Origin of the sequence: Nocardioides sp. N13(2025) (assembly GCF_051912545.1) — a bacterium.
Lineage (GTDB): Bacteria > Actinomycetota > Actinomycetes > Propionibacteriales > Nocardioidaceae > Nocardioides.
Genome location: NZ_CP196809.1, coordinates 1,447,457 through 1,472,148, shown reverse-complemented (window position 1 = coordinate 1,472,148; position 24,692 = coordinate 1,447,457). Strand labels below are relative to the sequence as shown.

Sequence of the window (24,692 nt, the reverse complement as noted above, 5' to 3'; positions counted from 1 at the left end):
ACGGGCTCCTCCGGTGACTGGCGAGTAGCTCCCGATGTGACCTGGACCGCACCGATCGGGTGGATCAAGCGTGATCCCACGGCTGGCGTCTCGCTTTGTGGACTGTCGTCTCACATCACGGGATTTCGCCTTGTGGAACGTGTGTCCATTCCCTGAGACTTCTTGACATGGTCACCGCATCCACTCACACGCACCTGGTGGTTCGACGTCACGTCGACCTCATGCGTGTGGACAGCGCGACCTGTTGGCATCGCTGACGCCGCCCAGAACCCCCTCCGCGCTCACCGTCGCGCGCGGCACTCCTCAGCGAACAGGACCTTCCTGACATGCCCGACCTCCGGTTCCAGCCCCAGGCCGCCCAGCACACCGAGATCCCGCGCCCCAAGCGCGCCGAAGGTCAGTGGGCGCTCGGCTACACCGAGCCGCTCAACAAGAACGAGCAGTCCAAGAAGGACGACGACCCGCTCAACGTGCGGGACCGCATCCTCCACACCTACTCGCGTCGCGGCTTCGACTCGATCGACCCCGCCGACCTCCGTGGCCGGTTCCGCTGGATGGGCCTCTACACGCAGCGCGCTCCCGGCTTCGACGGCGGCAAGACCGCCCAGCTGTCGGAGGAGGAGCTCGACGACCGCTACTTCATGATGCGCGTGCGCACCGACGGCCGGATCCTCGACGGCGCGGCGCTCCGGGCGCTCGGCGAGATGTCGACGGCGTACGCCCGCAACACCGCCGACATCACCGACCGCAACAACATCCAGTACCACTGGATCGAGATCGAGAGCGTCCCGGCCATCTGGGAGCGCCTCGAGGCGGCCGGCCTCTCCACGCTGGAGGCGTGCGGCGACAGCCCGCGGCCCTTCCTCGGCTCCCCCGTCGCCGGCATCGCCAAGGACGAGATCATCGACGGCTCCGAGGCGCTCGAGGAGATCAAGCGCCGGGCGCTCGGGAACCCCGCGTTCTCCAACCTGCCCCGGAAGTTCAAGACCGCGCTGACCGGTCACCCCAGCCACGACGTGGCCCCCGAGGTCAACGACGTGTCCTTCGTCGGCACCGTCCACCCCGAGCACGGCCCCGGCTTCGACCTCTGGGTCGGCGGCGGGCTGTCCACCAACCCGATGCTCGCCCACAAGCTCGGCGTGTGGATCCCGCTCGACGAGGTCGCCGACGCCTGGGAGGGCGTCGCCGGGATCTTCCGCGACTACGGCTACCGCCGGCTGCGGTCCAAGGCCCGGCTCAAGTTCCTGCTGGCCGACTGGGGCAAGGAGAAGTTCCGCGAGGTCCTCGAGAACGAGTACCTCCACCGCACGCTGGTCGACAACCCCTCCCCCGAGGCGCCGCTCACCCAGGGCGACCACATCGGCATCCACGAGCAGAAGGACGGCAACTTCTACGTCGGCGCCGCCCCGATCGTCGGCCGGGTCGACGGCACCACGCTCTCCGCGCTGGGCGACCTCGTCGACACGTACGGCGCTGCCGGTGCGCGGCTGACGGCCTACCAGAAGCTGGTCGTCATCGGCGTCGCCGCCGAGGACACCGCCTCCTTCGCCGCTGACCTCGAGAAGATCGGCCTCACGGCCCGCCCGAGCAACTGGCGCCGCTCCACGATGGCCTGCACCGGCATCGAGTTCTGCAAGCTCGCGATCGTCGACACCAAGGAGCGGGCACGCCGGCTCGTCACCGAGCTGGAGAAGCGGTTCCCCGACCTCGACACCCAGATCTCGGTCAACGTCAACGGCTGCCCCAACGCCTGCGCCCGCACCCAGGTCGCCGACATCGGCCTCAAGGGCCAGCTGGTGATGGACGCCGACGGCACTCAGGTCGAGGGCTTCCAGGTCCACCTCGGTGGCGCGCTCGGGCTCAACCCCGCCATGGGCCGCAAGCTGCGCGCCCACAAGGTGACCAGCGCCGGCCTCGACGACTACGTCACGCGGGTCGTGACGGCGTACCTCGCGGACCGCACCGACGGCGAGCCCTTCGCCGCCTGGGTGGCGCGTGCCGACGAGGTCCTGCTGCGCGGCGAGCAGGAGCTGGTGACGGCCTGATGAGCGAGCGCGCGGTCCCGTTCCACTGCCCCTACTGCGGGGACGAGAACCTGTTCCCCCAGGAGGGTGCGGGTGCCTGGGAGTGCCGCTCGTGCCTGCGCAGCTTCACCGTGAGGATGACCGGGATGATCCGCCCGCACGTCTCCGGCGACGGAGGTGCGGCATGAGCGCCTCCACCCAGGCCGCCCGCGACTTCAAGGGCACCCACACCGCCGGTCGTACGCCGGAGGAGCTGCGCGAGCTGGTCTCCCACGTCGGCGCCGAGCTGGAGCTCGCCCCGGCCGAGGTCATCATCGAGTGGGCCGTCGCCACCTTCGGCGACCGCTTCGCGATCACCTCGTCCATGGGCGACGCGGTCCTCGCCCACCTGGCGTCCACGGTCGCACCGGGCATCGACGTCGTCTTCCTCGACACCGGCTACCACTTCGTCGAGACCATCGGCACCCGCGACGCCGTCGAGGCGACCCTGCCGGTCAACCTCCGCACCATCAGTCCGGCACAGACCGTCGCCGAGCAGGACGCGGAGCACGGCAAGGACCTCTACAGGACGGACCCCGACCTGTGCTGCGCGCTGCGCAAGGTCAAGCCCCTCGCCGACACGCTCGCGGAGTACGACGCCTGGGCCACCGGTCTGCGTCGCGCCGAGACCCACAACCGGGTCATCGCGCCCGTCGTCGGCTGGGACGCGCGCAAGGGCAAGGTCAAGGTCTCGCCGCTCGCCCGCTGGAGCGACGAGCAGGTCGAGCAGTACATCCTCGACAACGGCGTGCTCGTCAACCCGCTCGTGCACGACGGCTACCCCAGCATCGGCTGCTGGCCCTGCACCCGCCGCGTCGCGCCGGGCGACGACCCCCGCAGCGGCCGCTGGGCCGGCACCAGCAAGACCGAGTGCGGGATCCACGCATGAAGACACCCCAGACCCGCACTTCGAGACGGTCGCCGCGAGACCTCCTCAGCACGAGCGACAACGTGGTCGCACCCGCACCACCCCTGAAGAAGCACCACCGCACCACTACGCACGATCGGAGGCACCACTGATGGCTGCTCCTGCTCTGGTTGCCCTGGCCCACGGAAGCCGGGACCCACGTTCGGCCGCGACGATCAAGTCGCTCGTCGCCGAGGTCAAGGCCATGCGCCCCGACCTCCGTGTCGAGACGGCGTTCCTCGACCTCGCCAAGCCGTCGTTCGACACGGTCGTCGACCGCCTGGTCAAGGCCGGCTTCGACGAGATCGTCGTCGTCCCGCTGCTGCTCACCGAGGCCTACCACGCCAAGGTCGACGTGCCCGAGGTGATCGCGGCCGCGATGGCGCGCCACGAGGGTCTCAAGATCCAGGCCAGCCGCATCCTCGGCATGGAGACCGCCTTCCTCGAGGTGCTGGACGTACGCCTGCGCGACGCCCTCAAGCAGGCGCGCGTGCGTGAGCTGGACGCACTGGTGCTCGCCGCGGCCGGATCGTCGGACCCGCTGGCCAACCAGTCGGTGGCCCGCATCGCCCGCACGTGGGGCGCGCGCCACAAGCTGCCGGTGACCGCGGCCTTTGCCTCGGCCGCTCCCCCGGCCACTGGTGAGGCCGTGCGCGCCTTCCGCGCCGAGGGCAAGCGCCACATCGCCGTCGCGTCCTTCTTCCTCGCACCGGGCAGGCTGCCCGACCGGGCGGGAGAACTGGCCCTCGAGGCCGGCGCCGTGGCGGTGTCCGACCCACTGGGTGCCCACCCGGCCGTGGCCCGCGCGATCCTCGCCCGCTACGCCGTGGGTGCGGTCGAGCTGGTCCCGGTCTGAGGAGCCAGCGCGTCAGAGGTGCTTGAGCGCCTCACGACGTGAGAGCCCACTGAGCTTGTCGTCGTGGGTCCGGACCAACGTCCGGACCCACGACGGGTGCGTGCGGGCGCGCCGAGACCGACGAAGAGCAGTGCGGACTTCATGTAGGCCTGCTGCTGAGCCGCGCGCCCGGGGTCGCCTGCCCCGGCGAGCGCGGCGCGGACCGCACCGACGTACGTCATGGTGCGGCGGCTCACCCGACCAGGCGCTCGCGCAGGTGCTCGAGCTGGCGGGCGGGGTCGTCCGTCACGCCGCCGTGGACCGGGCCCGGCTGGAGGACGGTGCTGCGCGGCGCCTTGAGGAAGCCGAAGCGCTGGCCCAGCGACTGCCGGGCCGCCTCTCCGGCGCGCTCGTCGCCCCGGCACACCCGGTCGACGAAGGTCAGCGCGTCGCAGACCTGGTCGACGTCGACCCGCGGGTCCAGCGCCCGGAGCCGGTCGGCGTCCACGCTCCACACCACGTCGAGGAAGTCGGCCGCCTGGCAGTGCAGCACGACACCGACGTTGAGGAACTCCTCCCGATCGGGCCGCGGTACGCACCGCAGCACGACGTACTGGTAGGCGGCACGGCTCATGACGATCCCCCCGGCAGCCACTGGCGCGTGCCGAGCCGCGCGGTGAGGAAGTCGACGTACGCCGTCCGCAGCGAGTCGGGGCCCAGCTCCGGGGCACCGTCAGCGCCGGGCACCGGCTCGAGCCAGACGTCGGGCACCGCCGCCAGGACCTCGGTGAGGACAGCGCGGTCGAGCGCACCGGAGATCTGCGCGTCGAGCTCGCGAGCCCGCTGGGCGCAGGCCTCGAACACGTGGCCGCTGACGTCCCACGGCTGCGCCGCGAACTTCGCGGGGTCGGTGACCCCGGAGCGCCAGCCGTGGTGGAAGTAGAGCGAGGCGCCGTGGTCGATCACCCAGAGGTCGCCGTGCCAGAGGAGCAGGTTGGGGTTGCGCCACGACCGGTCGACGTTGGCGGTGAACGCGTCGAGCCAGAGCACGCGGGCGCCCTCGTCGTCCGCCGCCGTGACCTGACCGTCGACGCCGAAGGAGCCGGGCAGGAAGTCGATGCCGAGGTTGGCCCCGACGCTCGCGTTGAGCAGGTCCTGGACCTCCTCGTCGGCCTCGTAGCGGGCCAGCTCGGGGTCGAGGTCGAGCACCACGAGGCGCGGAGTGCGCAGGCCGAGCCGGGTCGCCAGCTCGCTGACGATGACCTCGGCGACGAGGACCTTGGCGCCCTGGCCGGCCCCGCGGAACTTGCAGACGTAGGTGCCGAGGTCGTCGCCCTCGACGACCCCGGGCAGGCTCCCGCCCTCCCGCAGGGGGGTCACGTAGCGCGTGACGGCGACGGTCGGCAGTGCGGTGCTGGTGGTCACTGGACGGGGGGCTCCTCGGCCAGTCGCTGCCGCTCGACCTCGACGTCGAAGTCGGCCTCGGGCCACCGCAGGTCGAGCCCACGGAGGGTCTGCAGCAGCAGGTGCCCGACGGCGAGGTTGCGGAACCACTTCTTGTCCGAGGGGATCACGTGCCACGGCGCGACGTCGGTGCTCGTGCGCTCGAGAGCGATCTCGTAGGCCTCCCGGTAGGCGGGCCACAGGGCGCGCTCGTCGAGGTCTCCGGGGTTGTACTTCCAGTGCTTCTCGGGGTTGTCGAGCCGCTCGGCCAGCCTGGCCTTCTGCTCGTCGGCGCTGATGTGGAGCATGCACTTGATGATCGAGAAGCCCTCCGCAGCGAGCCGCGCCTCGAAGTCGTTGATGGCGCCGTAGCGGCGGTCAATCTCCGCGGGGTCGGCGAAGCCACGCACCCGTGCGATGAGGACGTCCTCGTAGTGCGAGCGGTCGAAGACCCCGATGTAGCCGGCGCTCGGCAGGCCCTTCTCGATGCGCCAGAGGAAGTCGTGGGCGCGCTCCTCCTCGGTCGGCGCCTTGAAGCTGGTGATCCGGACACCTTGGGGGTCGACCAGGCCGATCGTGTGGCGCAGGACGCCGCCCTTGCCGCTGGTGTCCATCCCCTGCAGGACCAGGAGCACGCGCCGCTCGGACCCGGCGGTGCGCTCCGCCCACAGCCGCTCCTGCAGGTCGGACAGCTCCGCTCCCATCGCGGCGAGCGCCTTCTTGCCGTCAGCCTTCTTGCCGTCGAAGCCGGGCGCGGCGTCGGTCTCGATCGCGGTCAGGTCGACGGGCCCGGCGGGCACCCGCAGGCGGGCGGTGAGGTCGTCGGTCATGGGGCACATCATGGCCCACCGGCCGTCACGCGCGGCCCGTACGTCAGTGCGCGAGCGCGTCCGCGTCGACGACGGGCGGGAGGACCGACCACGGGAAGTCGATCCAGCGCTCGGTGCGTCGCCAGGAGTAGTCCGGCTTGATGACCGACTGGGGTTTCTCGTAGATCACCACGGTGCGCGCCTCGGCGACGTTGCCCTCGCAGAAGTCGTGGACCAGCTCGAGCGTGCGACCGGTGTCGGCGACGTCGTCGGCGATGAGGACCTTCAACCCGGACAGGTCGATGGCGGCCGGCGTCGGCGGCAACATGATCGGCACCTCGAGGCGCTGGTCGACGCCGGTGTAGAACTCGACGTTGATCACCGAGAGGTTCTTCACGGCCAGGGCGTAGCCGAGCCCCATGCCAAGCCCGAGGCCACCGCGCGCGATCGAGAGGATCATGTCGGGCGCGAACCCCGAGTCGGCCACCTGCTGCGCCAAGTCGCGGGTGGCGGTGCCGAACAGGTCGTAGGTGAGGATCTCGCGCTCGTTGCTCACGGACACATCCCACCAGAGGCTCTCGGCGTGGCGGAAGGCCCGGGCACGCAGCCGCCGGCATCCGTCATCCCGACCCGCACCGATACGTCCGCCTTCGTATGACGGATCCGGCGCCGGCCTGACGAGCCCCGACGTCAGAAGTCCGGGTGGTCCCCGAGCTCGTCGTCCCCGCCTGCCTCGGCGAGCGCCTCGCGCACCACCGAGAAGGCGAGGCCGGCGGCATAGCCCTTGCGGGCGAGCAGCCCCGCCAGGCGCCGGGTGGCGACCTGGTGGTCGAGACCCCGCATCGACCGCAGCTTCTTGTCCACCAGCGCACGGGCCGCCTGGCGCTGGTCGTCCTCGTCGATCTGCTCGAGCGCCGCCTTGGCGTCGTCGTCGTCGACCCCCTTGCGCCGCAGCTCCTGGGCGAGCGCCCGTGGCGCCAGCCCGCGGCTGCGGTGCCGGCTCTCGACCCACTGGCGCGCGTAGGCCGCGTCGTCGATGAGACCGACCTCGGTGAAGCGGTCGAGCAGCTGGGCACCCAGCTCATCAGGCACCCCGCGCTTGGCGAGCTTGGCGGCGAGCTCCTGGCGCGAGCGCGCCTGGCCGGTCAGGGTGTCGAGCAGGATCTTGCGGGCCACCGACTCGGGGTCGGCCTCGACCTCCGCGGCGGCTGCCTCCTCGCGGGCGATCCGTGCCGCCTCGCGTTCCTCCCACGTGCGGGTCTTCCTGCGTCCGCTCTTGCGGGTCGAGCCTGACGAGCCGGTCGAGCCACCGCCGCGGCGACGCGGCTCGGCAGACGTGGGTGGGGTTTCCCCCACCCACGCCTGCACGCCGAGGCTGACGTCACCGGCCCAGTCGGGCGCGGGACGGGTCTCCCGGTCAGAAGTCATCGACCCCGATGGGCTCGTCGCTCAGGTCGTCGGCGGGCTTGTCGACGGCGGGAGTGACGCCCAGCTTCTCCAGGATCAGCTTCTCGATCTCGTTGGCGAGGTCGGGGTTGTCGCGCAGGAAGTTGCGCGAGTTCTCCTTGCCCTGGCCGAGCTGGTCACCCTCGTAGGTGTACCAGGCGCCGGCCTTGCGGATGATGCCCGCCTCGACGCCGACGTCGATCAGGCCACCCTCGCGGCTGATCCCCTTGCCGTACATGATGTCGAACTCGGCCTGCTTGAACGGCGGGGCCACCTTGTTCTTCACGACCTTGACGCGGGTGCGGTTGCCGACCATGTCGGTGCCGTCCTTGAGCGTCTCGATGCGGCGCACGTCGAGGCGCACCGAGGAGTAGAACTTCAGCGCGCGACCACCGGTCGTGGTCTCGGGCGAGCCGAACATCACGCCGATCTTCTCGCGCAGCTGGTTGATGAAGATGGCGGTCGTGCCGGAGTTGTTGAGGGCACCGGTCATCTTGCGCAGCGCCTGGCTCATCAGGCGGGCCTGGAGGCCGACGTGGCTGTCGCCCATCTCGCCCTCGATCTCGGCGCGGGGCACCAGGGCGGCCACGGAGTCGATGACGATCAGCGAGAGCGCGCCGGAGCGGATCAGCATGTCGGCGATCTCGAGCGCCTGCTCACCGGAGTCGGGCTGGGAGACCAGGAGGGCGTCGGTGTCGACACCCAGGTTCTTCGCGTAGTCGGGGTCGAGCGCGTGCTCGGCGTCGATGAAGGCGACGATGCCGCCGGCTGCCTGGGCGCTGGCCACCGCATGGAGGGCGACCGTCGTCTTTCCGGAGGACTCCGGGCCGTAGATCTCGACCACGCGACCGCGCGGGAGACCGCCCAGGCCGAGGGCCACGTCGAGGGCGATCGACCCCGTGGGGATCACCTCGAGCGGGGCACGCGTCTCGTCGCCCAGTCGCATGACCGAGCCCTTGCCGAACTGCTTCTCCACCTGTGCGAGCGCGGCGTCGAGGGCCTTCTCGCGGTCTGCACCAGCCATTGCTGTGTCCCGTTCTCTCGTCGTTGTCTGAGGTACTTCTCCGACGCTAGGGCGAGCCACCGACAGTCCCTGATCAGGACCGTCACGCGCTGTGGACTACCTCGCCCCTCGTCGTACCTGTGGATGCACAGTAGCCCGAACAGGTGTTCGACGGGGGAGTGCGGACCCGGCGTGTCGCGCCCGCGTTCAGGAGTGGCGGTGGGTCACCCGGCCGGCCACCACGACCGTGCCGGCCAGGAGGGCGGCGAAGGCGGCGAGCACCGGGTAGCCGAGCGCGCCGACGATCACCCCGGCCAGGGCTCCCCCGCCGGCCGCGGTGAGGGCCATCGCCATGTCCGAGGTGCCCTGCACGTCGGTGCGGGCCTCGATCGGCGTCCGGTCGGCGATCACCGTCGAGGCGGCGACCGTCGCGCACGACCAGCCGAGGCCGAGGAGGAAGAGCCCGGTGAAGATCTGCCACGAGGAGCCCTCGGGCGAGAGCCCGCACAGCCCCAGCGACACCAGCAGGACCGCTCCCCCGCTGGTCAGGACGGCGCTGCGACCGAACCGGTCGGCGGCCCACCCGACGACCGGCGAGAAGGCGAACATGCCGAGCACGTGGACGGAGATGACGAACCCGATGACCTCCAGGTGCGCACCGCCGTGCTCCATGTGCAGCGGCGTCATGATCATCACGGTCACCATCGCCGCGTGCGCGCAGGCCATCGCCACCACGGCGGCGCCGACCGCGGGGACGTCGCGGACGACCGCGACGAAGCGGCCCCACGAACGCCCCCGCAGCTCCGGGCCGCCTCCCGGCGTCACGCCCGCCGACTCCTGGGCCAGGAGCAGCGGGTCGGGGCGCAGCCGCACCCAGACCCACGCGGCTGCGAGGACGAGCACGACCGAGCCGATCGCGAAGCCCCCGGTGAGCTCGGGGATGCCGAGCGACCCGGCGACGTCGCCGCCGACCCCCGTGAGGTTGGGGCCGGCCACTGCGCCGATGGTCGTGGCCCACACCACGACCGACAGCGCCCGGGCCCGGTGCTCCTCGGTGGCGAGGTCGGTCGCGGCGTAGCGCGAGCCGCTGTTGACCGCCGTCGTCGCGCCCAGCATCACCGCACCGGTGAGCAGCACGAGCATCGAGTCGACGACGCCCGCCACCACGGCGAGCACGGCACCGGTGGCGCCGATCAGGTAGCCCAGGACCAGGCCGACGCGGCGCCCGCGCCGGCGCATCACGCGCGCCAGGCCGTACGCCGCTGCGGCCGTGCCCAGCACCTGGAACGTCTGCGCCAGCCCGGCCATCGTCTCGCTGCCGGAGATGTCGCGCGCCAGCAGGGAGGCCGTGGCGACGCCGATCGTGACGCCGACCGCGCCGACGGCCTGCGAGACCACCAGCGTGCGGACGGTGTGGCGCTGGACCTGCTCCAGGTCGAGGTCCGTGCCGATGCGCGTGCTCACCGCTCGCTGTCCGGCAGCTCGAGCTGGCGCCAGACCGCGGCCCAGACCTGCTTCGGCGGGACACCGGCAGCCAGTGCCTCCTGCGTCGTGCGGCCGTCGAGGTCGCGCACGACCGTCAGCTCGGCCCAGGTGCGCGAGTAGCTGCGGCCCAGCGCGTGGTCGAGCCGTGCCCAGAACTCGGTGTGCCTCATGCGCGCACCGCCGTCAGCTCGAGCCACGTCTCCGAGCGCCGGCCGGCGACCCCGGAGCGGATGTCCACGTCGGTCCAGCCGGCCCCCGTCGTCACGCCGCGCAGCGCGTCGGCGCGCCAGTAGGTGAAGTGCCGGGGCCGGCGGACCGAGCCGTGCGTCGACCAACCCTCACCGTCGCCCTCCTTGACCGAGACCCGCAGCACCCCGGTCGGGCGGGTCACCGCAGCCAGCCGGGCCAGGACCGTGGCCAGGTCGGCCCGCTGGACGTGGAGCAGCGACGCGTTGGCCCACACGGCGTCGTACGGACCGTCCGGGCAGGACAGGTCGTCGACCAGCGGGTCGAGGAGGTCGGCATCCACGCCCTGCTCGCGGAGCAGCGCGACGAAGGCGGGCGTGATGTCCGTGCGCCTGACCCGCAGGCCGAGCTCCTCCATCAGCCTGGCGTCGCGTCCCCCGCCCGAGCCGATCTCGAGCACCCGGGCGCCCGGTCCGAGACGCTCGGCGAACGCCTCGATGTCGGCGCGGACCGAGTCGGGCATGGTGGGTGACGCCTCGACGTAGGCCGCGGCGTCGAGGTCGTAGGCGCGCACGGTGTCGGGGGTGGAGCTCATGCCCCCATCCAACCAGCCGGGCTAGTGGTCGTGATGATCGCCGAACGCCACGCTGGTGCACGCGAGCCGTGCCCCGGCCGCGCCCGTCTGCGCGTTGGTCGGCAGGGCGTGGATGACGACCGATCCGGCCGATCCCGGCGCGAAGCTCCACGGCACGGTGGTGGTGGCCACCCCTCGTCCCTGGGCGTCGGAGGTGACGTCGAGCCAGACCTCACGCTGGGCCAGCGGAACGGCCGCTGAGGTGGGGTGCTGGTAGTGCCCTCCGGAGGCCGCAGGGTCGGCCGAGCACGTGCCGGTGTGCACGTGGGCGCCGAACGTACGGCCCGGCGGCAGGCCGTTGACCATGAGGCGCACCGTGGTGGAGTCCCCGCGGGTCCAGGCGTGCACCTGGGTGCTGATGTCGGCGTACGCCGCGTCGTAGGTGTTGCTCGGCCCGTGGCCGTGGTCCACGAGCACGCCGCCGGCCAGCGCCGCGGTGGGCGTCGCGACCAGCGCAGCAGCGGCGACCAGACCGGTCCTGATCCTCGACATGGGGTTCCTCCTCGTTCGTCGCGCGCCGCGGTGGCGCGTCACAGAGAGGTGCCTGCGACCGCGACGCCCGGTTCGGGGCGGTCTGGACCAGCAGGAGACGTGGAGGCCGCGGCGAACCGATCATGGGGGCCGCCGCCACTAGGAGACGTGATGGGAGTGGACGAGACCGGCTGGGACGCCCGTGCGGACGCCGACCAGCGGTCGGACGCCGAGCTCCTGGTCGCCGTCGGGGACGCCGACCGCGGCGCACTGCACGAGCTGTTCGTGCGGCACGAGCCGTGGCTGGCCGTGCGGCTGTCGCGTCGGTGCGCCGACGCGGCGATCGTCGACACGGCCGTGCAGGAGACCTTCCTGGCGGTGTGGCGCAAGCCGTCGGCCTGGCGCGGGGACGGGGAGGTGGCGGCGTGGCTCTGGGGCATCGCCGTGCGGTCGCTCCTGCACCAGCTGCGCCCGCGCGCCAACGTCGTGGAGCGGTTGCGCCACCTGCGCAGCTCGCCCATCGTCTCGGCGGAGGAGGAGGTCCTCGCCCGGGTCGAGCACAGCGACGTCGGGCTGGCCTTCTCCCGGCTCTCCCCCGACCTGCAGGCGGTCGTCCAGGCCACCGTCCTCGACGGCCTCACCACGCGTGAGGCCGCCGCGCTGCTCGGCATCCCGAGCGGCACCGTCAAGAGCCGGATGAGCCGCGCTCGCACCGAGCTGAGGGAGGGACTGCTGTGACGCAGACCTGGCACGCCGACGAGGAGACCCTCCGGTCCTGGGCGTCGGGGACCGCGGCGCCGTTGCTCGCCGCCTCCGTGGAGGCCCACCTGCTGCGGTGCGACGAGTGCCGCCGCCGCACGAGCGCCCTCTCCGCCCACGACACCGCCAGCGACCCCGTACGACGCTGGGACGACCTCGCCGAGCGGATCGACCGACCCCGCTCGAACCCCCTGCTCCGGCTCGGTCTCGCCACTCCCGGCCTCCGGGCCGCCTGGCTGGCCTCGGTCCTGCTCCTGCTCGCGCTGCCCGTCGTCGTGACCGTGCTCGGCCTGCGGCTGCCCCTGTTCATGGCGCTGGCCCCGGTCGCGCCGCTGGGCGCCGTGGCGCTCAGCTACGGCCGCGACGCCGAGCCTGCCGGAGAGCTCGCCCTCGCCGCACCGTCGGCCGGCCTGCGCGTGGTCGCCGCGCGAGCCCTGCTGGTGGCCCTCACCGCCGTGCCGATCGGCGTCGGCGGCGCCCTGCTGCTGGGGCTCCCCACCTCGGTGGCGGTCGGCTGGCTGCTGCCCGGTGCCGCCCTGGCCTCCCTGGTGGCCTTTGCCGGCACCACGCGGATGGACCCCTCGGTGGTCGCGGCGACCCTGGGCTCGGTGTGGGCCGTGGCCGTCGCGTGGCCCGCCGCCTCGCGCCGCCTCCCCGCCGACCTCGTCACCCAGCTCGTCGCCTCGGCGCCCAGCCAGCTCACCGCCCTGCTGGTCGCCCTCGCGGCGATCGCCCTCACGATCGTTCGTCGCGACACCGTCGCCTACCGGAGGAACGCATGACCACCACGCACACCCACACTCCCACCGGCACGCTCCTGAGCGCGGCCGGCGTCACCAAGGCGTACGGGTCGCAGACCGCTGTCGACCAGGTGGACCTCGCGCTCGGGCGGGGCATCGTGGGGGTCCTCGGGCCCAACGGCGCCGGCAAGACGACCCTGATGCGCATGCTGGCCACCGTGCTGGCCCCCGACCGGGGCACGCTCTCCCTCCTCGGCCTCGACCCCGCCCACCCGACCGCGCGCACCGAGGTGCGCCGCCGGCTCGGCTACCTCCCGCAGTCCCCGCGGCTCTACGGCGGGTTCACGCCGCTGGAGATGGTCGACTACGTCGCCATCCTCAAGGAGCACACCGACGCGGTCCGCCGGCGGCGTGAGGCGGCGGCGGTGCTGGAGGCGGTCGGCCTGGGCGACCGCATGCACAAGCGCATCCGCACGTTGTCCGGCGGCATGCAGCAGCGGGTCGCACTGGCCTCCGCGCTCATCGGCACCCCCGACCTCCTCGTCCTCGACGAGCCGGCCACCGGCCTCGACCCGGAGCAGCGCATCGCTCTGCGCTCCGTGCTGGCCGAGACCTCCCACCGCGGCTGCGTCGTGCTGTCCACGCACAACACCGCCGAGGTGGCGGCACTGTGCCAGCAGGTCCTCGTCATGGACCGCGGCCGGATCTGCTGGTCCGGCACCCCCGCCGACCTCGCCGGCGAGGCCGAGGGCCGGGTCTGGGAGTCCGACGTCGAGGAGCCCACCGCACTGCGCTCGTGGCTCACTGGTCCGGGCACGCGCCGTCACGTCGGCACGTTGCCGCCGGGCGCCTCCGCGGCCGCCCCGACGGTCGACGACGGCTACCTGCTCGTGACGAGGCTGACCCGATGAGCAGCGTGCTCGTCCAGGCCGCCCTGCCCACGGCACGGGTCATCCGGTGGGCCCCGTCGGCCTCGCTCGCTGCGGTGCTCGTCGCAGCCGGCGTGCTCGCGCGATCGGCCGACCGGCCCGCCGACACCGTCCTCGCGATCGCGGCCGCGGGCCTGGCGGCCACGGTCGTGGCCGGGCTGCACGACCCCGCCGCGGCCCTGCTGTCGGCCGTGCCGGTCCCCCTCATGCAGCGGCGCGCCCTGCGCCTCGTCCTCCTCGGCCTGCCGGCGCTGGCTGTGTGGTGGCTGCTCGACACCCTCACGACCGCGGGGGCGTCCGGCCCCGGTCCCCTGCTCTCACTGACTGCGTGCGGCGTCGCCGTCGCAGTGTGGGCCCCGCCGAGGCGCGCCGTGCTCCTGGGCGCATCGACGCCGGTCGCCTTGTTCGCACTGCCCCAGGTCGGGCTGCCGGGGCGGGTCTCCGACGTCGTCGAGTGGTGGCTCACGGATCCGTGGTGGGTGCTCGCCGGCGCGGTCCTGCTCTGCGTCGCGGGGCGGCGGCGATGAGCGCGACCGTCGTGGACCGGGGAGCCGGGCCGGACGCTCCCGCCCGCTCCTGGACCTCCTGGGCGCTGGTCGTCACGGAGTCCCGGCGGATGCTGCGCAACCCCGTCCCCTGGGCGTGCCTGGCCCTGACGATCTGGCTGATGTGGACCGTCCGGCCGGAGCCGGGCGAGTGGCCGGGCTCGTCGTACGAGGCCATGATCCCGGCCGTCGCATCGCTGCTCTTCGGCATCTCGGTCGCCGTCGCCGTGCCGTTCCACCGCGCCCGGCACGAGGTGGCACCGGCCGCCCCCGTGTCGGAGGTCCAGCGCGCGATCGCCCGGCTGGTGGCTGCGCTGCCGTTCGTGGGGGTGGCGGCGGCGTACACCGGGCTCGTCGCGTGGCGGGAGAGGGACCTCGGCGGCTTGTGGCTCGGCATGGAGCCCGGGCGCACCACCGAGGCCTTCCACACGATGGCCGAGCTGTCCCAGCTCGTCGTGCTGGCGCTGGTCGCGGTCGCGCTCGGCGCCGCCCTCGGACGGCGCGTGTCCCGGCTCGTCGCGTTGGTCCCCGCGCTCTTCGTGCTGTGGTTCGTCGTGATGGTCTACTGGCTCTTCGGCGATCCCGCCGTGACGCCGTTCTCGGTCATGCAGGTCCAGCCCATCCAGCTCCCGGCCGGTCCGGGCACGGCCGACCCGCTCTCCTTCCCGTCCGACTGGCTCCTCGTCGGCACCCCTCACACGAGTGGGGGCTGGGACCGCCAGTGGGTCTCCGAGGCGCTCGCGTGGTGGCACGACGTGTGGCTGCTCGGGCTCGCCGCACTGCTGCTGGGGGTCGCCTGGCCCCGGCGCGGGCGACGCGTGTGGCTCGCCGTCGGGGCGGTCCTCGTCGTGGCGGGCCTCGTCGGCCAGCACGTGGTGATCCCGTGAGGCGGCGGATCCTCCTGGTCCCCCTGGCCGTGGCCGTCCTGGCCGCGTGCAGTCCCGCGGCCTCCGACGTCGACGGCGAAGTGTTCGCCCGCGGGCCGATGGCTCCTGCCGCCGAGAAGCGTGCCGACGCCGTCCCGGTCGTCGTGGACACCGACCTGGCTCCCGACGACCTGGCCGCACTCGCGCTGCTGCTGCGCCACTCCGACGTACGCGTGCTCGCCGTGACGGTCCCGCAGACCGGAGAGCTCGACTGCCGCGGGACGGGGCTGCTGGGCGACTTCTTCGACGCGCTCGAGGTGGAGCCGCCGCCCGTGGCCTGCGGCACCACGCCCCGCGGCGAGGACGGCGTGATGTTCCCGCCCGACTGGGGTGCCGGCGCCCTCATGGCAAGCGGGCTGCCACGGGACGACGTGCCCAACGACCTCACCCCGGTGAGGACGCCGGCGGCGACGCTCCTCGCCCGGCTGGCCCGGCGCCACGACGACCTGCACGTGGTCGCGCTGGCACCCCTCACCGAGGTGGCCGCCGTCCTGCGCGAGGACCCGGCGGCGTACGCCCGGCTGGACGGCATCATCACGATGGCGGGCAGCGTCGACAGCCCCTCGCACGCCGACGGCGTGGCGGAGTGGAACGCCGGCGCCGATCCCGTGCCGTTCGCCGAGGTGCTGGCCGGACCGGTGCCCGTCACGGTCGTGCCCGACGACCCGGTGCCCCTCGGTGCGCCCGACGGCCTGGCCGGCCCCGTGGTCGGCGGGCTCGGCAGGGTGCCCGGCTTCGAGTCGCCGCGCTACTGGGACCTCGCCACCGCCGGCACGTTCGTCACCGGCTCGGCCGCGACCGTGACGGGCACCTGGACCGTGGACACCACCGGCGACCGCGGCCGGCTCCGGCGTACGGGCGAGGGGACCGTGCGGGTGGTGACCGGCCTGGACGACGCCGCGCTGGACGAGGTCTACCGCAGCGTCTTCCGCTGACCACGTCACACTGGCGGCATGCAGATCCGTCCGCCCCGCGCCGCCGACCTGCCGGCCGTCGCCGCGATCTACGCCCGCGAGGCGCGCGAGGGGCACGCCACCTTCGACCACGAGCCGCGGCCGCTCGACGTCTGGGAGGAGAAGCTCGCCGACGACGACCACTTCCTCGTCGCCGAGCACGACGGCGCGGTGGTCGGCTATGCCACGTCCTCGTGGTTCCGCCCGAAACCGGCCTACCTTCACACCCGCGAGAGCACCGTCTACGTCGCGCCGGGACACCAGGGGCTCGGCACCGGCCGGGCGCTGTACGACGCCCTGCTGGCGCGGCTGGCCGACGACGGCGTGCACCTCGTCGTGGCCGCCGTCGCCCTGCCCAACCCGGCCAGCCTGGCGCTGCACGCGGCCTGCGGCTTCGAGGAGGTCGGCACGATGCGCGAGGTCGGCCGCAAGCACGACCGCTGGATCGACGTGACGTGGCTCCAGCGGGTGCTGGCCTGACGTCAGGCCAGGCCGAGCTCGCGCGTCGAGACCTCCCGCATCTCGACCTTGCGCACCTTGCCCGTCACGGTCATCGGGAACTCCTCGACCACCATGACGTAGCGCGGGATCTTGTAGTGCGCCAGCTTGCCGGTGGCGAACTCGCGCACCCGCTCGGCGTCGAGCGGCTCGGTGCCGGAGCGCATCCGCAGCCAGGCGCAGAGCTCTTCGCCGTACTTCGCGTCGGGGACGCCGACCACCTGCACGTCCTCGATGTCGGGGTGCGTGTAGAGGAACTCCTCGATCTCGCGCGGGTAGATGTTCTCCCCGCCGCGGATCACCATGTCCTTGATGCGTCCGGTGATGCGGACGTAGCCCTCGTCGTCCATCACGCCGAGGTCGCCGGTGTGCATCCAGCCGTCGCTGTCGATCGCCTCGCGGGTCTTCTCCTCGTCGTCCCAGTAGCCGAGCATCACCGAGTAGCCACGGGTGCAGAACTCGCCCGCCTCGCCGCGCGGGAGCGTGTCCCCGCTGACCGGGTCGATGATCTTGATCTCGAGGTGCGCGCACACCCGGCCGACCGTGCCGACCTTGCGCGTCAGCGAGTCGTCGGTGCGGGTCTGGGTCGACACCGGTGATGTCTCGGTCATGCCGTAGCAGATCGTCATCTCGTCGATCCCCGCGTCGATGAGCTTCTTCATCATCTCCTCGGGGCACGGCGAGCCGGCCATGATGCCGGTGCGCACGCTCGTGAGGTCGTAGGACGCGAGGTCGGGCAGCGCCCACTCGGCGATGAACATCGTCGGCACGCCGTAGAGCGAGGTGCACCGCTCGTCGGAGACCGCGCGCAGGGTGAGGGCCGGGTCGAAGCCGGCGGCAGGGATCACCATCGTCGCCCCGTGGGTGGTGCACGCGAGGTTGCCCATGACCATCCCGAAGCAGTGGTAGAAGGGCACCGGGATGCAGACCCGGTCCTCCTCGGTGTAGCGGCAGACCTCCCCGACGAGGTAGCCGTTGTTGAGGATGTTGCGGTGACTGAGCGTCGCACCCTTGGGGAAGCCGGTGGTGCCGGACGTGTACTGGATGTTGATCGGGTCGCCGGGCGACAGCGCCGCCTTCCGCTGCGCGAGCACCTGGTCACTGACCCCCTCGCCGTCCGCGAGCAGCCCGGCCCAGCTCTCCTCGTCGTCGAGGTAGACCACACGCTCGAGCGCGTGGCTCTGGGGCGTCGTCTCCTCGACCATGCTGCGGTAGTCGCTCGTCCTGAAGCGCGAGGCGCTCACCAGCAGCCGCATGCCGCTCTGGTTGACCACGTAGGCGAGCTCGTGGGTGCGGTAGGACGGGTTCACGTTGACCAGCACCGCGCCGACCTTCGCCGCAGCGAGCTGCACGAGCGTCCACTCGGCGCTGTTGGGTCCCCAGATCCCGACCCGGTCGCCCTGCGCGACACCGGCGCCGATCAGCCCCTTCGCGAGGGCGTCGACGTCGCGGTCGAGCTCGGCCCACGTCCAGCGGCGCCCGGTCGCGCACTCCACCAGCGCTTCGCGGTCGGAGTACGCCGTCGCGGTCCGCTCGAGGTTGGCACCGATGGTCTCCTCCAGCAGCGCCGGAGTGGTCTCGCCCTGGGCGTAGGAGGTGCGGTGGGATCCCATGCCCAGCAACCTAGGTCGACACGACCGGGCTGCGCCAGCACCTCCGCCACGTCGTCAGGTGCGCAGCAGCGCGTCCAGCCGACGGCGTACGACGAGCAGGCCGACGACGCCCATCGCGACGAGGTAGACGACCGACACCGCCGACTCCCATGTCACCGCACCGGTCGTGAGCTCGCGGCACAGCACCACCCCGCGGTAGAGCGGGGTCGCCTCGACGACCCAGCGCAGGACGCCGTCGCCGAACGCCTCGACCGGGAAGAAGGTGGCGGAGAACAAGAACAGCGGCAGCTGCACGAGGGTGATCTTGTCGAAGTCCTGGAAGCTCTTCATGTAGGTCGTCCACGCCATGAAGACCGCGCTGAACGCGAAGCCGATCAGCAGCGTCGCGGGCAGCGCGAGCACCGCCCACCAGCTGTTGACCATGCCCATGGCGGTCATCACCAGCAGGAACATCGCGGAGTAGGACGCGCCGCGGATCTGGCCCCACAGGATCTCCCCGCGGGCCACGTCGCCGGTCGTCAGCGGTGTCGCCAGCATCTGGTCGTAGAGCTTGTCGTACTTGAGCTTGAAGAACACGTTGTAGGTGCTGTCGAGCATCGCGCCGTTGAAGGCCGAGGCGGCGAGCATCGCCGGCGCCACGAAGTCGGCGTAGGGGATGACCTCGCCGTGGAACTCGAAGGTGTCGATCAGCTGGCCGACGCCGACACCGATCGAGAAGAGGTAGAACAGCGGCTCGAGGAAGCCGGTGAGGAAGAGCTTCCAGTAGCGCTTGTAGGTCGTGTAGTTGCGGAAGGTGATGGCACCGACCGCCTGCATCGGGGTCAACGTCGACATCAGGACCTCATCCTCCGCTCGAGGCCGCGGATCGCCCACAGCCAGCCGACGCCGGTGAGGGCGGCCAGGACCGCCAGGTGCACGAGCGCGAGCGGCAGGTCGACGGTGTCGAGGCAGAGCATCCGGGTCAGGTCGACGCCGTGCCACAGCGGCGTGAACCAGGCCACCACCTCCAGCACCGGGCCGAGGTTGGCGATCGGGAAGAACGAGCCGGAGAAGAGCATCAGCGGGATGACGCCGAGGCGGTAGATCACGCCGAACCCCTCCTCCGAGCGCATCCGGGCGCTGACTCCGAAGACGACGGTCGCGAACGCCATGCCGAGCAGGAGCAGCACGAACCACGCGAGGATCGGACCCCACCACGAGGCGAAGACGCCGAACGGGGCCAGCACGAGGAGGAACACCGCACAGGCCGAGGCGACCCGGAAGGCCACGAAGCCGAGGTGTGCGTTGACGACGTCGCGCACGCCGAGCGGCGTCGCGAGCTGGGCGTGGTAGCTCTTGTGCCACTTGATCCCGCCCATGACGGGGTACGTCGTCTCCCCCACTGCGATCTGCATCGCGTGCGCGGCCACGAGCCCGGGCACCACGAAGTCGAGGTAGGAGGTCGCGCCCTCGAGCCGGGCCGGGTCACCGGCGACGAAGCCGCCGAGCAGGACGCCCATGCCCACGACGTAGAAGAGCGGCGCGACGAAGCTGGAGATGACACCGCCGCGCCACGTGCGCTTGAAGACCGTCCACCAGTAGTCGAGCTGGCGCAGCGTCCCCTCGGCGACGCCGAGGCCGCGCGGTGGGGCGAGCCTGTCGATGGCGGCCATCAGTCGACCAGCGTCCGGCCGGTGAGCTTGAGGAAGACGTCCTCGAGCGTCGAGCGGCGCACGAGCACGGCGATCGGCTCCAGGCCCCGCTCGTGCACCTTGGCGATGACCTCCTCGCCGTCGGCGCTGTAGACGAGGATGCGGTCGGGCAGGATCTCCAGCCGGCCGAGGTCGTCGACCTTGCCGGCGATCTGCTCGTGGATGTTGCCCTCGTCGGCGATCCCGAACCGCAGCTCGGCCACCTCGCGGGTGGAGTGCTCCTCGATGAGCTGTCGCGGCGAGCCCTCGGCCGCGATGACTCCCTTGTCCATCACGACGAGCCGGTCGCACAACTGCTCGGCCTCGTCCATGTAGTGCGTGGTGATGACCAGGGTGACCCCGGCCTGCTTGAGGCGGAACAGCTGGTCCCACAGCACGTGGCGGGCCTGCGGGTCGAGCCCGGTGGTCGGCTCGTCGAGCAGCAGCAGGTCGGGCCGGTTGACCAGGGAGCGGGCGATGGTGAGCCGGCGCTTCATGCCGCCGGAGAGGTCGTCGACCTTGGCCTTGCGCTTGTCGCTGAGCTGGACGAACTCCAGCAGCTCGTCGGCGCGCTCGCGCACGGTCGCCTTGTCGATGCCGAAGTAGCGGCCGTAGACGTAGAGGTTGTCGAAGACGTTGAGCTCGTTGTCGAGGGTGTCCTCCTGGGGGCACACCCCGAGCCGCGAGCGGATCGCCGGTCCGTCGGCCGCCGGGTCCATCCCGAGGATGCGCAGCTCTCCCCCGGTGACCGGGCTGACCGTCGCGATCATCCGCATGGTGCTCGACTTGCCGGCGCCGTTGGGACCGAGGAAGCCGAACGCCTCGCCCTTGCGCACCTCGACGTCGATGCCCTTCACTGCCTCGAATTCGCCGAAGGACTTGCGGAGCCCCCGCGCCGAGATCATGGATTCCGTCACGTGGTCCGACACTAGTTCAGCCTGCCGACATCGCGGACCTCATCGTCGGGCGATTCGGCCCGGGCTCACTCCACCGGGCGCGGGCCCCACATCTCCTCGAGCCGGTCGTGGTCCCGGCCGGTCCTCGGATCGACCTGGAAGATCACCTGGTCGGGAAAGCCCCCGTCCGGCGTCGAGGTCGTGACGGTGATCAGCTCGATGGGCGTCACCCGGGAGCGCCACACGATCTCGGCCACCTGCTCGGTGACGTCGGTGCCGTCGGTCCTCACGTCGATGTCGGCGGAGGAGGCGTTGGTGGGCGAGCTCGAGCCGTGGTCGGACCGCAGCACGGCCCGCACGCCGCTCAGCGCCGACACCTCCCGGGCGACGTCGCGCATCAGCTCGCGGCAGCCGTCGATCTCGCACCCCTCGAGGTCGTCGCCCTCGGGCACCGGCGACCACTCCGAGCCCGCAGGGCGCTCGCCCCAGCGCTCCTCGTAGTCCGCCCGGTCGGCACCGAAGGCATAGCCGTCGGACTCCTGGTAGCCGTTGCGCAGCTCCACCTCGAGCCGGAGCACGTCGAGCGGGGAGACGTCGGAGCGCCATGCTGCCTCGGCCACCGCGTCGGCCACGGCCCCCACGTCGGTCGACACCACGTCCTTGCCGGCGAGGTCGAGGCCCACGCTGAGGTAGGCGACCGGCACGCCCCGCGTCGTACGCCGGGTGCTGCTGACGGCCTCGACACCCGGGATCGCCTCGACCGTCTCGACGAGTGCCGCGACCTCCGCCTCGCAGTCGCCGCACCCCGCCGGGATGGCGGCCGACGAGGGCTCCTTGTCGAGCGGGTTGCTGCACGCGGTGGCCAGCACGAGCAGGCACAGGACGGCGGCCGAGACGTTCCACCTCATGGGCCTCAGCCTGCCAGAGCGCCGGGTCATCGGGTGATCACGTAGGTCTGCACCTGCCCCGACGTCCCGGTGCCCAGGTAGCCGTCCTGGTTCATTCGGGCGATCTCGTCCTGGATCGAGCCGTTGGTCGAGGCGTCGGCCGCGGCGGCACCGTTGGTGTAGTGGTCGAGGCCGTGGTTGTCACCGATGTCGCTGCTGCCCTCGTCGAACTTCACCGTCGTCCGGTGGGGCTGGTCCGGGTTGTCCTCACCGTCGAGCAGCGGCACGGCGTCGCCACGGTTCTCGAAGTGGATGGCGTGGGTGCTGTCGGGCAGGTGCGTCACCTGGGCCGTCGGCGACCCCGCGGTCACCACGTGCTCGACGTTGAAGTGCCGCGTGAACTCGGGATCCGCGGCGAGGGACGTCGACACCATCCCGCCCTGCGAGTGCCCCACCAGCATCACGTCCTTGCCGTCGAGGCCGGCGTCGAGCATCGCCTGCTGGATGCCGCGTCCGTAGGCGCTGTCCATGCCGCCGATGAGCTGGTAGTTGGTCTCCATGTCGCGGGACAGGTCGCCGCTCTGGGGGATCGGGCTCATGTCGTCGGTGCCCGGGATGTAGACGATGTAGCGCTCGTGGGGCTTCTCCCCCACCTGCTGGATCTGGATCGCCCCGTGCATGTCCGCCTCGGACGGGTCGTCGTCGAGGCCGTTGGTCGCGTCGAGCTGCTGCATGAGCGCGCGCAGGCTGTCGGGCTGCGCGGTGCTCGCCCCGCCCGCGACGTCGTCGACCCCGGTGACCGAGTAGTCGGTGCTGTCGCCCAGCAGGAGCGCGAGCAGCCGGGCGGCGTCGTTGGTCGTCGCCTGGTGGATCGGCCCGTCGCCGGGGTCGAGCAGGCCGATCCCCGGCACGAGGGACTCCAAGAGTCCACCGCCACCGTTGATCAGGTGCTGCGCGAGCTCGGGGTGGTCGTGCAGGAGCTGTCCGAGGTTCTCGGCGAGCTGGGCCCGGAGCGCGTCCTGCTCCTCCGGCGAGAGGGTGGAGTAGTAGGCGTAGCTGATGCCACCGGCTGCGAGGAGGGCCGGCAGGGACGCGAGGGCAGCGGGGAGCAGCAGGCGTCCCAGCGCGTTGTCGAGCATCTCGACCGCGTGCCGGGACAGCGAGTCGCTGGCCTGGAAGGCCGCGACCACGGCTCGTACGCCGAGGGCGTCGGCCTCGATGCCGATGGCGCGCACGGTCAGGCCGTTGGCGCCGGTCGTGGCGTCGAGCACCTGCACCTCGGCGTCGGCGAACGAGCCCGGCGAGAGGATCGCCGACTCCAGCAGGTCGCCGTTGGCCATGATCCTGGCCCCCAGGCCGGCCATCTCGAGGAAGTCGCCGGCCTGGGTCTCGTAGCGCTCGGCCAGCGCGAGCATCTGCTCGTAGCCGGCCTCGACGCCGTGCGAGCCGCCGGAGACCGACTCGATCGGAGGGAGCGTGCCGCTGCTCATGAGGTCACCGCCGCGGCGCGGACGGCGAGCTCACGCGGCAGGTCCACGGGCGACTTCTGCTCGATGCGCACCATGTTCCAGCCGTCGCGCCGGAAGGGCGTCAGTGACCGCCACCCGTCGTGGAAGAGCACCCACTCCACGATCCCGGCTCCCGGACGGCCCCGCTCGCTGCGGCCCATCACCGCGGCGTGGAGGCGACCGCGCGACGAGCTCTCGAGCTGCTCGTGCCAGCGGCGTACGTCGGCGTCGTCCGCGGTCTCCAGCGTGCCGGGCGCGTCACCGGCGAGCGTCAACCCCGAGTAGTCGGACACCATCTGGTCGAGGAGCTCGAAGCGCCGGCGCTGCACGGCCTCCCCCGTCGCGAGCAGCAGGTCCCACGGAGTCTCGACGACAGCGGGGATCGGCTCAGCGTCGGGTGCGGCGCCGAGGGTCGAGGTGTCGACGTAGGCGGCGCGGCCCAGCTCGAGCCACCAGTCGTCGGCGGAGAGCCAGCTGAGCTCGAAGGTCTGGCCGTCGCCGGTCGAGAGGCAGACGACCCAGTCGTCGAGGTTGCGGTGCCAGCTGCGCACTCGGACCTTGCCGCGGCGCAGCGACACGAGCATCTCCAGCTCGACCGCGAGGACGGGCGCGTGCCACACGGTCAGCACCGCGCCACCCTCCTCGGTCGGAACTCCCCCGTCGACCAACCCGGCGGTCGCCAGGACGTCGTCGAGGTCGCTGTCGACCGGGCCCGAGGCACCCTCCGAGGGAGCCGGGCCGGCATCGTTGCCGAGGTTGCCCAGCCGGTCGCCGAGCGTGTCGAGCGACCCGCTCGAGGCGACCATCTGCGCGGCCGGAGACTCCACGCCCGCCAGCTCGGCGAACCGGTCCAGCGCCGCACGCGAGAGGCGTACGCGCCGCGGGGTGACCGTGCGCTGCTCGACCTCGTGGCCCTCGGCGCCGAGGAGGATGGCGTTCATCGGGCGCCTCCCGGCAGCTGGTCGGGCACGTCGAGCCAGTCCTTGTGGCCCTCGGGCGGTGGCTGGAAGGTGGAGAGCATCTCGTCGATCGGGTCGGGCGTGATCTTCTTGACCAGGTCGATCGCCCTGTCGGCGAGGTCCGCGAGACGGGACCGGGCCCCCTCGATGAGACCGCGCACGCGGTGGGCGATCTCGCGGATCAGGTCCTTGAGCCGGTCGACCTCGTCGGCGTGGTGCCGCAACGCCTGGGCGGCGTCGTCGTGCTCGTCGGCGGTCGTGCGGAGGGCGACCGCACGCTCGGCCATCCGCTCGCGCATCGACTGCGCCGCGCGCCCCTCCCAGAGCACCAGCTGGGACGCCTTCACCAGCTGGTCGGCGTCCCTGCGGATCTCTGTGCCCTGCTCGCTCATCTGCTGGGCGAGCCGGCGGATGACTCCGGTGTCTCCGTACATCTGCGTCTCCTGGACCGAGGGGCGCCGCGTGCGCCTGGTCCCACAGATGCCCATCGACCCCGAGGTCCAAACCGGGAGCCAGAAGACTGTGGA

29 protein-coding genes are annotated in these 24,692 nt (G+C 72.1%); 11 read left to right on the top strand and 18 right to left on the bottom strand.

Annotation, left to right across the window (positions count from 1 at the left end; translation table 11 throughout):
• Positions 1-326 precede the first annotated feature (326 nt).
• From ACS3YM_RS07010 to ACS3YM_RS06995, 4 genes are all read left to right on the top strand, one after another.
• Complete coding sequence (locus ACS3YM_RS07010) at positions 327-2,045, top strand: nitrite/sulfite reductase (RefSeq protein WP_439939356.1); 1,719 nt, start codon at positions 327-329, stop codon at positions 2,043-2,045.
• Positions 2,045-2,212, top strand: coding sequence for a hypothetical protein (locus ACS3YM_RS07005; protein ID WP_439939355.1), 168 nt, complete (start codon positions 2,045-2,047; stop codon positions 2,210-2,212). The genes ACS3YM_RS07010 and ACS3YM_RS07005 overlap by 1 nt, the downstream gene beginning before the upstream one ends.
• Positions 2,209-2,952: a phosphoadenylyl-sulfate reductase gene (locus ACS3YM_RS07000; protein ID WP_439939354.1), complete on the top strand. Its 744-nt coding sequence runs from the start codon at positions 2,209-2,211 to the stop codon at positions 2,950-2,952. The genes ACS3YM_RS07005 and ACS3YM_RS07000 overlap by 4 nt, the downstream gene beginning before the upstream one ends.
• Positions 2,953-3,082: 130 nt before the next feature.
• On the top strand, positions 3,083-3,826 hold the full coding sequence (locus ACS3YM_RS06995; RefSeq protein ID WP_439939353.1) for a sirohydrochlorin chelatase: 744 nt from the start codon (positions 3,083-3,085) through the stop codon (positions 3,824-3,826).
• A gap of 232 nt (positions 3,827-4,058) precedes the next feature.
• Here ACS3YM_RS06995 and ACS3YM_RS06990 read toward each other — a convergent pair whose 3' ends face one another.
• The 10 genes from ACS3YM_RS06990 to ACS3YM_RS06945 all read right to left on the bottom strand — a co-directional run bounded on the left by ACS3YM_RS06990 (position 4,059) and on the right by ACS3YM_RS06945 (position 11,303).
• On the bottom strand, positions 4,059-4,439 hold the full coding sequence (locus ACS3YM_RS06990; protein WP_439939352.1) for a DUF3037 domain-containing protein: 381 nt from the start codon (positions 4,437-4,439) through the stop codon (positions 4,059-4,061).
• Complete coding sequence (locus ACS3YM_RS06985; RefSeq protein WP_439939351.1) at positions 4,436-5,230, bottom strand: HipA family kinase; 795 nt, start codon at positions 5,228-5,230, stop codon at positions 4,436-4,438. The genes ACS3YM_RS06990 and ACS3YM_RS06985 overlap by 4 nt, the downstream gene beginning before the upstream one ends.
• The gene (locus ACS3YM_RS06980; RefSeq protein ID WP_439939350.1) at positions 5,227-6,078 is read right to left on the bottom strand and encodes a polyphosphate kinase 2 family protein; all 852 of its coding nucleotides are present in this window, start codon (positions 6,076-6,078) and stop codon (positions 5,227-5,229) included. The genes ACS3YM_RS06985 and ACS3YM_RS06980 overlap by 4 nt, the downstream gene beginning before the upstream one ends.
• Positions 6,079-6,121: 43 nt before the next feature.
• On the bottom strand, positions 6,122-6,613 hold the full coding sequence (locus ACS3YM_RS06975) for a phosphoribosyltransferase (RefSeq protein WP_439939349.1): 492 nt from the start codon (positions 6,611-6,613) through the stop codon (positions 6,122-6,124).
• 134 nt (positions 6,614-6,747) lie between these two features.
• Positions 6,748-7,485, bottom strand: a complete 738-nt coding sequence (locus ACS3YM_RS06970) for a regulatory protein RecX (protein WP_439939348.1) — start codon at positions 7,483-7,485, stop codon at positions 6,748-6,750.
• Complete coding sequence (gene recA / locus ACS3YM_RS06965) at positions 7,475-8,527, bottom strand: recombinase RecA (protein WP_439939347.1); 1,053 nt, start codon at positions 8,525-8,527, stop codon at positions 7,475-7,477. The genes ACS3YM_RS06970 and recA overlap by 11 nt, the downstream gene beginning before the upstream one ends.
• A 186-nt stretch (positions 8,528-8,713) precedes the next feature.
• Positions 8,714-9,970: an MFS transporter gene (locus tag ACS3YM_RS06960; RefSeq protein ID WP_439939346.1), complete on the bottom strand. Its 1,257-nt coding sequence runs from the start codon at positions 9,968-9,970 to the stop codon at positions 8,714-8,716.
• Positions 9,967-10,161, bottom strand: a complete 195-nt coding sequence (locus ACS3YM_RS06955; protein ID WP_439939345.1) for a DUF3046 domain-containing protein — start codon at positions 10,159-10,161, stop codon at positions 9,967-9,969. Before ACS3YM_RS06955 ends, ACS3YM_RS06960 begins: the two co-directional genes overlap by 4 nt.
• Positions 10,158-10,772 carry a class I SAM-dependent methyltransferase gene (locus ACS3YM_RS06950; RefSeq protein WP_439939344.1) on the bottom strand — a complete coding sequence of 205 codons (615 nt, stop codon included), beginning with the start codon at positions 10,770-10,772 and terminating at the stop codon, positions 10,158-10,160. Before ACS3YM_RS06950 ends, ACS3YM_RS06955 begins: the two co-directional genes overlap by 4 nt.
• A 21-nt stretch (positions 10,773-10,793) precedes the next feature.
• Entirely contained in the window at positions 10,794-11,303 is a 510-nt protein-coding gene (locus ACS3YM_RS06945) for a superoxide dismutase family protein (protein ID WP_439939343.1), read from the bottom strand.
• A 150-nt stretch (positions 11,304-11,453) separates the two neighbouring features.
• On the opposite strand from ACS3YM_RS06945, the gene ACS3YM_RS06940 reads away from it, so the two are divergent.
• Genes ACS3YM_RS06940 through ACS3YM_RS06910 form a run of 7 tightly spaced genes read left to right on the top strand, consistent with a single transcriptional unit; the run spans position 11,454 to position 16,614 of the window.
• Complete coding sequence (locus ACS3YM_RS06940) at positions 11,454-12,020, top strand: RNA polymerase sigma factor (protein WP_439939342.1); 567 nt, start codon at positions 11,454-11,456, stop codon at positions 12,018-12,020.
• On the top strand, positions 12,017-12,823 hold the full coding sequence (locus ACS3YM_RS06935; RefSeq protein ID WP_439939341.1) for a hypothetical protein: 807 nt from the start codon (positions 12,017-12,019) through the stop codon (positions 12,821-12,823). The genes ACS3YM_RS06940 and ACS3YM_RS06935 overlap by 4 nt, the downstream gene beginning before the upstream one ends.
• Positions 12,820-13,692, top strand: a complete 873-nt coding sequence (locus tag ACS3YM_RS06930) for an ABC transporter ATP-binding protein (RefSeq protein ID WP_439939340.1) — start codon at positions 12,820-12,822, stop codon at positions 13,690-13,692. The genes ACS3YM_RS06935 and ACS3YM_RS06930 overlap by 4 nt, the downstream gene beginning before the upstream one ends.
• Positions 13,689-14,237: a hypothetical protein gene (locus tag ACS3YM_RS06925; RefSeq protein ID WP_439939339.1), complete on the top strand. Its 549-nt coding sequence runs from the start codon at positions 13,689-13,691 to the stop codon at positions 14,235-14,237. The genes ACS3YM_RS06930 and ACS3YM_RS06925 overlap by 4 nt, the downstream gene beginning before the upstream one ends.
• On the top strand, positions 14,234-15,142 hold the full coding sequence (locus tag ACS3YM_RS06920; RefSeq protein ID WP_439939338.1) for a hypothetical protein: 909 nt from the start codon (positions 14,234-14,236) through the stop codon (positions 15,140-15,142). The genes ACS3YM_RS06925 and ACS3YM_RS06920 overlap by 4 nt, the downstream gene beginning before the upstream one ends.
• Positions 15,139-16,116, top strand: a complete 978-nt coding sequence (locus ACS3YM_RS06915) for a nucleoside hydrolase (protein ID WP_439939337.1) — start codon at positions 15,139-15,141, stop codon at positions 16,114-16,116. The genes ACS3YM_RS06920 and ACS3YM_RS06915 overlap by 4 nt, the downstream gene beginning before the upstream one ends.
• 18 nt (positions 16,117-16,134) lie before the next feature.
• A complete protein-coding gene (locus ACS3YM_RS06910; RefSeq protein ID WP_439939336.1) occupies positions 16,135-16,614 on the top strand; it encodes an N-acetyltransferase family protein in 480 nt (159 codons plus the stop codon).
• 2 nt (positions 16,615-16,616) lie between these two features.
• Here ACS3YM_RS06910 and ACS3YM_RS06905 read toward each other — a convergent pair whose 3' ends face one another.
• From ACS3YM_RS06905 to ACS3YM_RS06870, 8 genes are all read right to left on the bottom strand, one after another.
• The gene (locus ACS3YM_RS06905) at positions 16,617-18,245 is read right to left on the bottom strand and encodes an AMP-binding protein (protein ID WP_439939335.1); all 1,629 of its coding nucleotides are present in this window, start codon (positions 18,243-18,245) and stop codon (positions 16,617-16,619) included.
• Between the two features lie 54 nt (positions 18,246-18,299).
• Positions 18,300-19,079 (bottom strand): ABC transporter permease, encoded by a 780-nt coding sequence (locus ACS3YM_RS06900; RefSeq protein WP_439939334.1) that lies wholly within the window; start codon positions 19,077-19,079, stop codon positions 18,300-18,302.
• Positions 19,079-19,897: an ABC transporter permease gene (locus tag ACS3YM_RS06895; RefSeq protein WP_439939333.1), complete on the bottom strand. Its 819-nt coding sequence runs from the start codon at positions 19,895-19,897 to the stop codon at positions 19,079-19,081. The genes ACS3YM_RS06900 and ACS3YM_RS06895 overlap by 1 nt, the downstream gene beginning before the upstream one ends.
• Entirely contained in the window at positions 19,897-20,832 is a 936-nt protein-coding gene (locus ACS3YM_RS06890; RefSeq protein WP_439939332.1) for an ABC transporter ATP-binding protein, read from the bottom strand. The genes ACS3YM_RS06895 and ACS3YM_RS06890 overlap by 1 nt, the downstream gene beginning before the upstream one ends.
• Positions 20,833-20,897: 65 nt before the next feature.
• On the bottom strand, positions 20,898-21,719 hold the full coding sequence (locus ACS3YM_RS06885; protein ID WP_439939331.1) for a hypothetical protein: 822 nt from the start codon (positions 21,717-21,719) through the stop codon (positions 20,898-20,900).
• A gap of 26 nt (positions 21,720-21,745) precedes the next feature.
• Positions 21,746-23,188 (bottom strand): PGAP1-like alpha/beta domain-containing protein, encoded by a 1,443-nt coding sequence (locus tag ACS3YM_RS06880; protein WP_439939330.1) that lies wholly within the window; start codon positions 23,186-23,188, stop codon positions 21,746-21,748.
• Complete coding sequence (locus tag ACS3YM_RS06875; protein ID WP_439939329.1) at positions 23,185-24,147, bottom strand: hypothetical protein; 963 nt, start codon at positions 24,145-24,147, stop codon at positions 23,185-23,187. Before ACS3YM_RS06875 ends, ACS3YM_RS06880 begins: the two co-directional genes overlap by 4 nt.
• Positions 24,144-24,599: a hypothetical protein gene (locus ACS3YM_RS06870; protein ID WP_439939328.1), complete on the bottom strand. Its 456-nt coding sequence runs from the start codon at positions 24,597-24,599 to the stop codon at positions 24,144-24,146. Before ACS3YM_RS06870 ends, ACS3YM_RS06875 begins: the two co-directional genes overlap by 4 nt.
• Positions 24,600-24,692: the final 93 nt, after the last annotated feature.

Coding starts and splice junctions, on each gene's coding strand:
- ACS3YM_RS07010 (WP_439939356.1), top strand. CDS start 327: ATGCCCGACCTCCGGTTCCAGCCCCAGGCCGCCCAGCACACCGAGATC.
- ACS3YM_RS07005 (WP_439939355.1), top strand. CDS start 2,045: ATGAGCGAGCGCGCGGTCCCGTTCCACTGCCCCTACTGCGGGGACGAG.
- ACS3YM_RS07000 (WP_439939354.1), top strand. CDS start 2,209: ATGAGCGCCTCCACCCAGGCCGCCCGCGACTTCAAGGGCACCCACACC.
- ACS3YM_RS06995 (WP_439939353.1), top strand. CDS start 3,083: ATGGCTGCTCCTGCTCTGGTTGCCCTGGCCCACGGAAGCCGGGACCCA.
- ACS3YM_RS06990 (WP_439939352.1), bottom strand. CDS start 4,439: ATGAGCCGTGCCGCCTACCAGTACGTCGTGCTGCGGTGCGTACCGCGG.
- ACS3YM_RS06980 (WP_439939350.1), bottom strand. CDS start 6,078: ATGACCGACGACCTCACCGCCCGCCTGCGGGTGCCCGCCGGGCCCGTC.
- ACS3YM_RS06970 (WP_439939348.1), bottom strand. CDS start 7,485: ATGACTTCTGACCGGGAGACCCGTCCCGCGCCCGACTGGGCCGGTGAC.
- recA (WP_439939347.1), bottom strand. CDS start 8,527: ATGGCTGGTGCAGACCGCGAGAAGGCCCTCGACGCCGCGCTCGCACAG.
- ACS3YM_RS06955 (WP_439939345.1), bottom strand. CDS start 10,161: ATGAGGCACACCGAGTTCTGGGCACGGCTCGACCACGCGCTGGGCCGC.
- ACS3YM_RS06950 (WP_439939344.1), bottom strand. CDS start 10,772: ATGAGCTCCACCCCCGACACCGTGCGCGCCTACGACCTCGACGCCGCG.
- ACS3YM_RS06945 (WP_439939343.1), bottom strand. CDS start 11,303: ATGTCGAGGATCAGGACCGGTCTGGTCGCCGCTGCTGCGCTGGTCGCG.
- ACS3YM_RS06940 (WP_439939342.1), top strand. CDS start 11,454: ATGGGAGTGGACGAGACCGGCTGGGACGCCCGTGCGGACGCCGACCAG.
- ACS3YM_RS06930 (WP_439939340.1), top strand. CDS start 12,820: ATGACCACCACGCACACCCACACTCCCACCGGCACGCTCCTGAGCGCG.
- ACS3YM_RS06925 (WP_439939339.1), top strand. CDS start 13,689: ATGAGCAGCGTGCTCGTCCAGGCCGCCCTGCCCACGGCACGGGTCATC.
- ACS3YM_RS06920 (WP_439939338.1), top strand. CDS start 14,234: ATGAGCGCGACCGTCGTGGACCGGGGAGCCGGGCCGGACGCTCCCGCC.
- ACS3YM_RS06910 (WP_439939336.1), top strand. CDS start 16,135: ATGCAGATCCGTCCGCCCCGCGCCGCCGACCTGCCGGCCGTCGCCGCG.
- ACS3YM_RS06905 (WP_439939335.1), bottom strand. CDS start 18,245: ATGGGATCCCACCGCACCTCCTACGCCCAGGGCGAGACCACTCCGGCG.
- ACS3YM_RS06900 (WP_439939334.1), bottom strand. CDS start 19,079: ATGTCGACGTTGACCCCGATGCAGGCGGTCGGTGCCATCACCTTCCGC.
- ACS3YM_RS06895 (WP_439939333.1), bottom strand. CDS start 19,897: ATGGCCGCCATCGACAGGCTCGCCCCACCGCGCGGCCTCGGCGTCGCC.
- ACS3YM_RS06885 (WP_439939331.1), bottom strand. CDS start 21,719: ATGAGGTGGAACGTCTCGGCCGCCGTCCTGTGCCTGCTCGTGCTGGCC.
- ACS3YM_RS06880 (WP_439939330.1), bottom strand. CDS start 23,188: ATGAGCAGCGGCACGCTCCCTCCGATCGAGTCGGTCTCCGGCGGCTCG.
- ACS3YM_RS06875 (WP_439939329.1), bottom strand. CDS start 24,147: ATGAACGCCATCCTCCTCGGCGCCGAGGGCCACGAGGTCGAGCAGCGC.
- ACS3YM_RS06870 (WP_439939328.1), bottom strand. CDS start 24,599: ATGTACGGAGACACCGGAGTCATCCGCCGGCTCGCCCAGCAGATGAGC.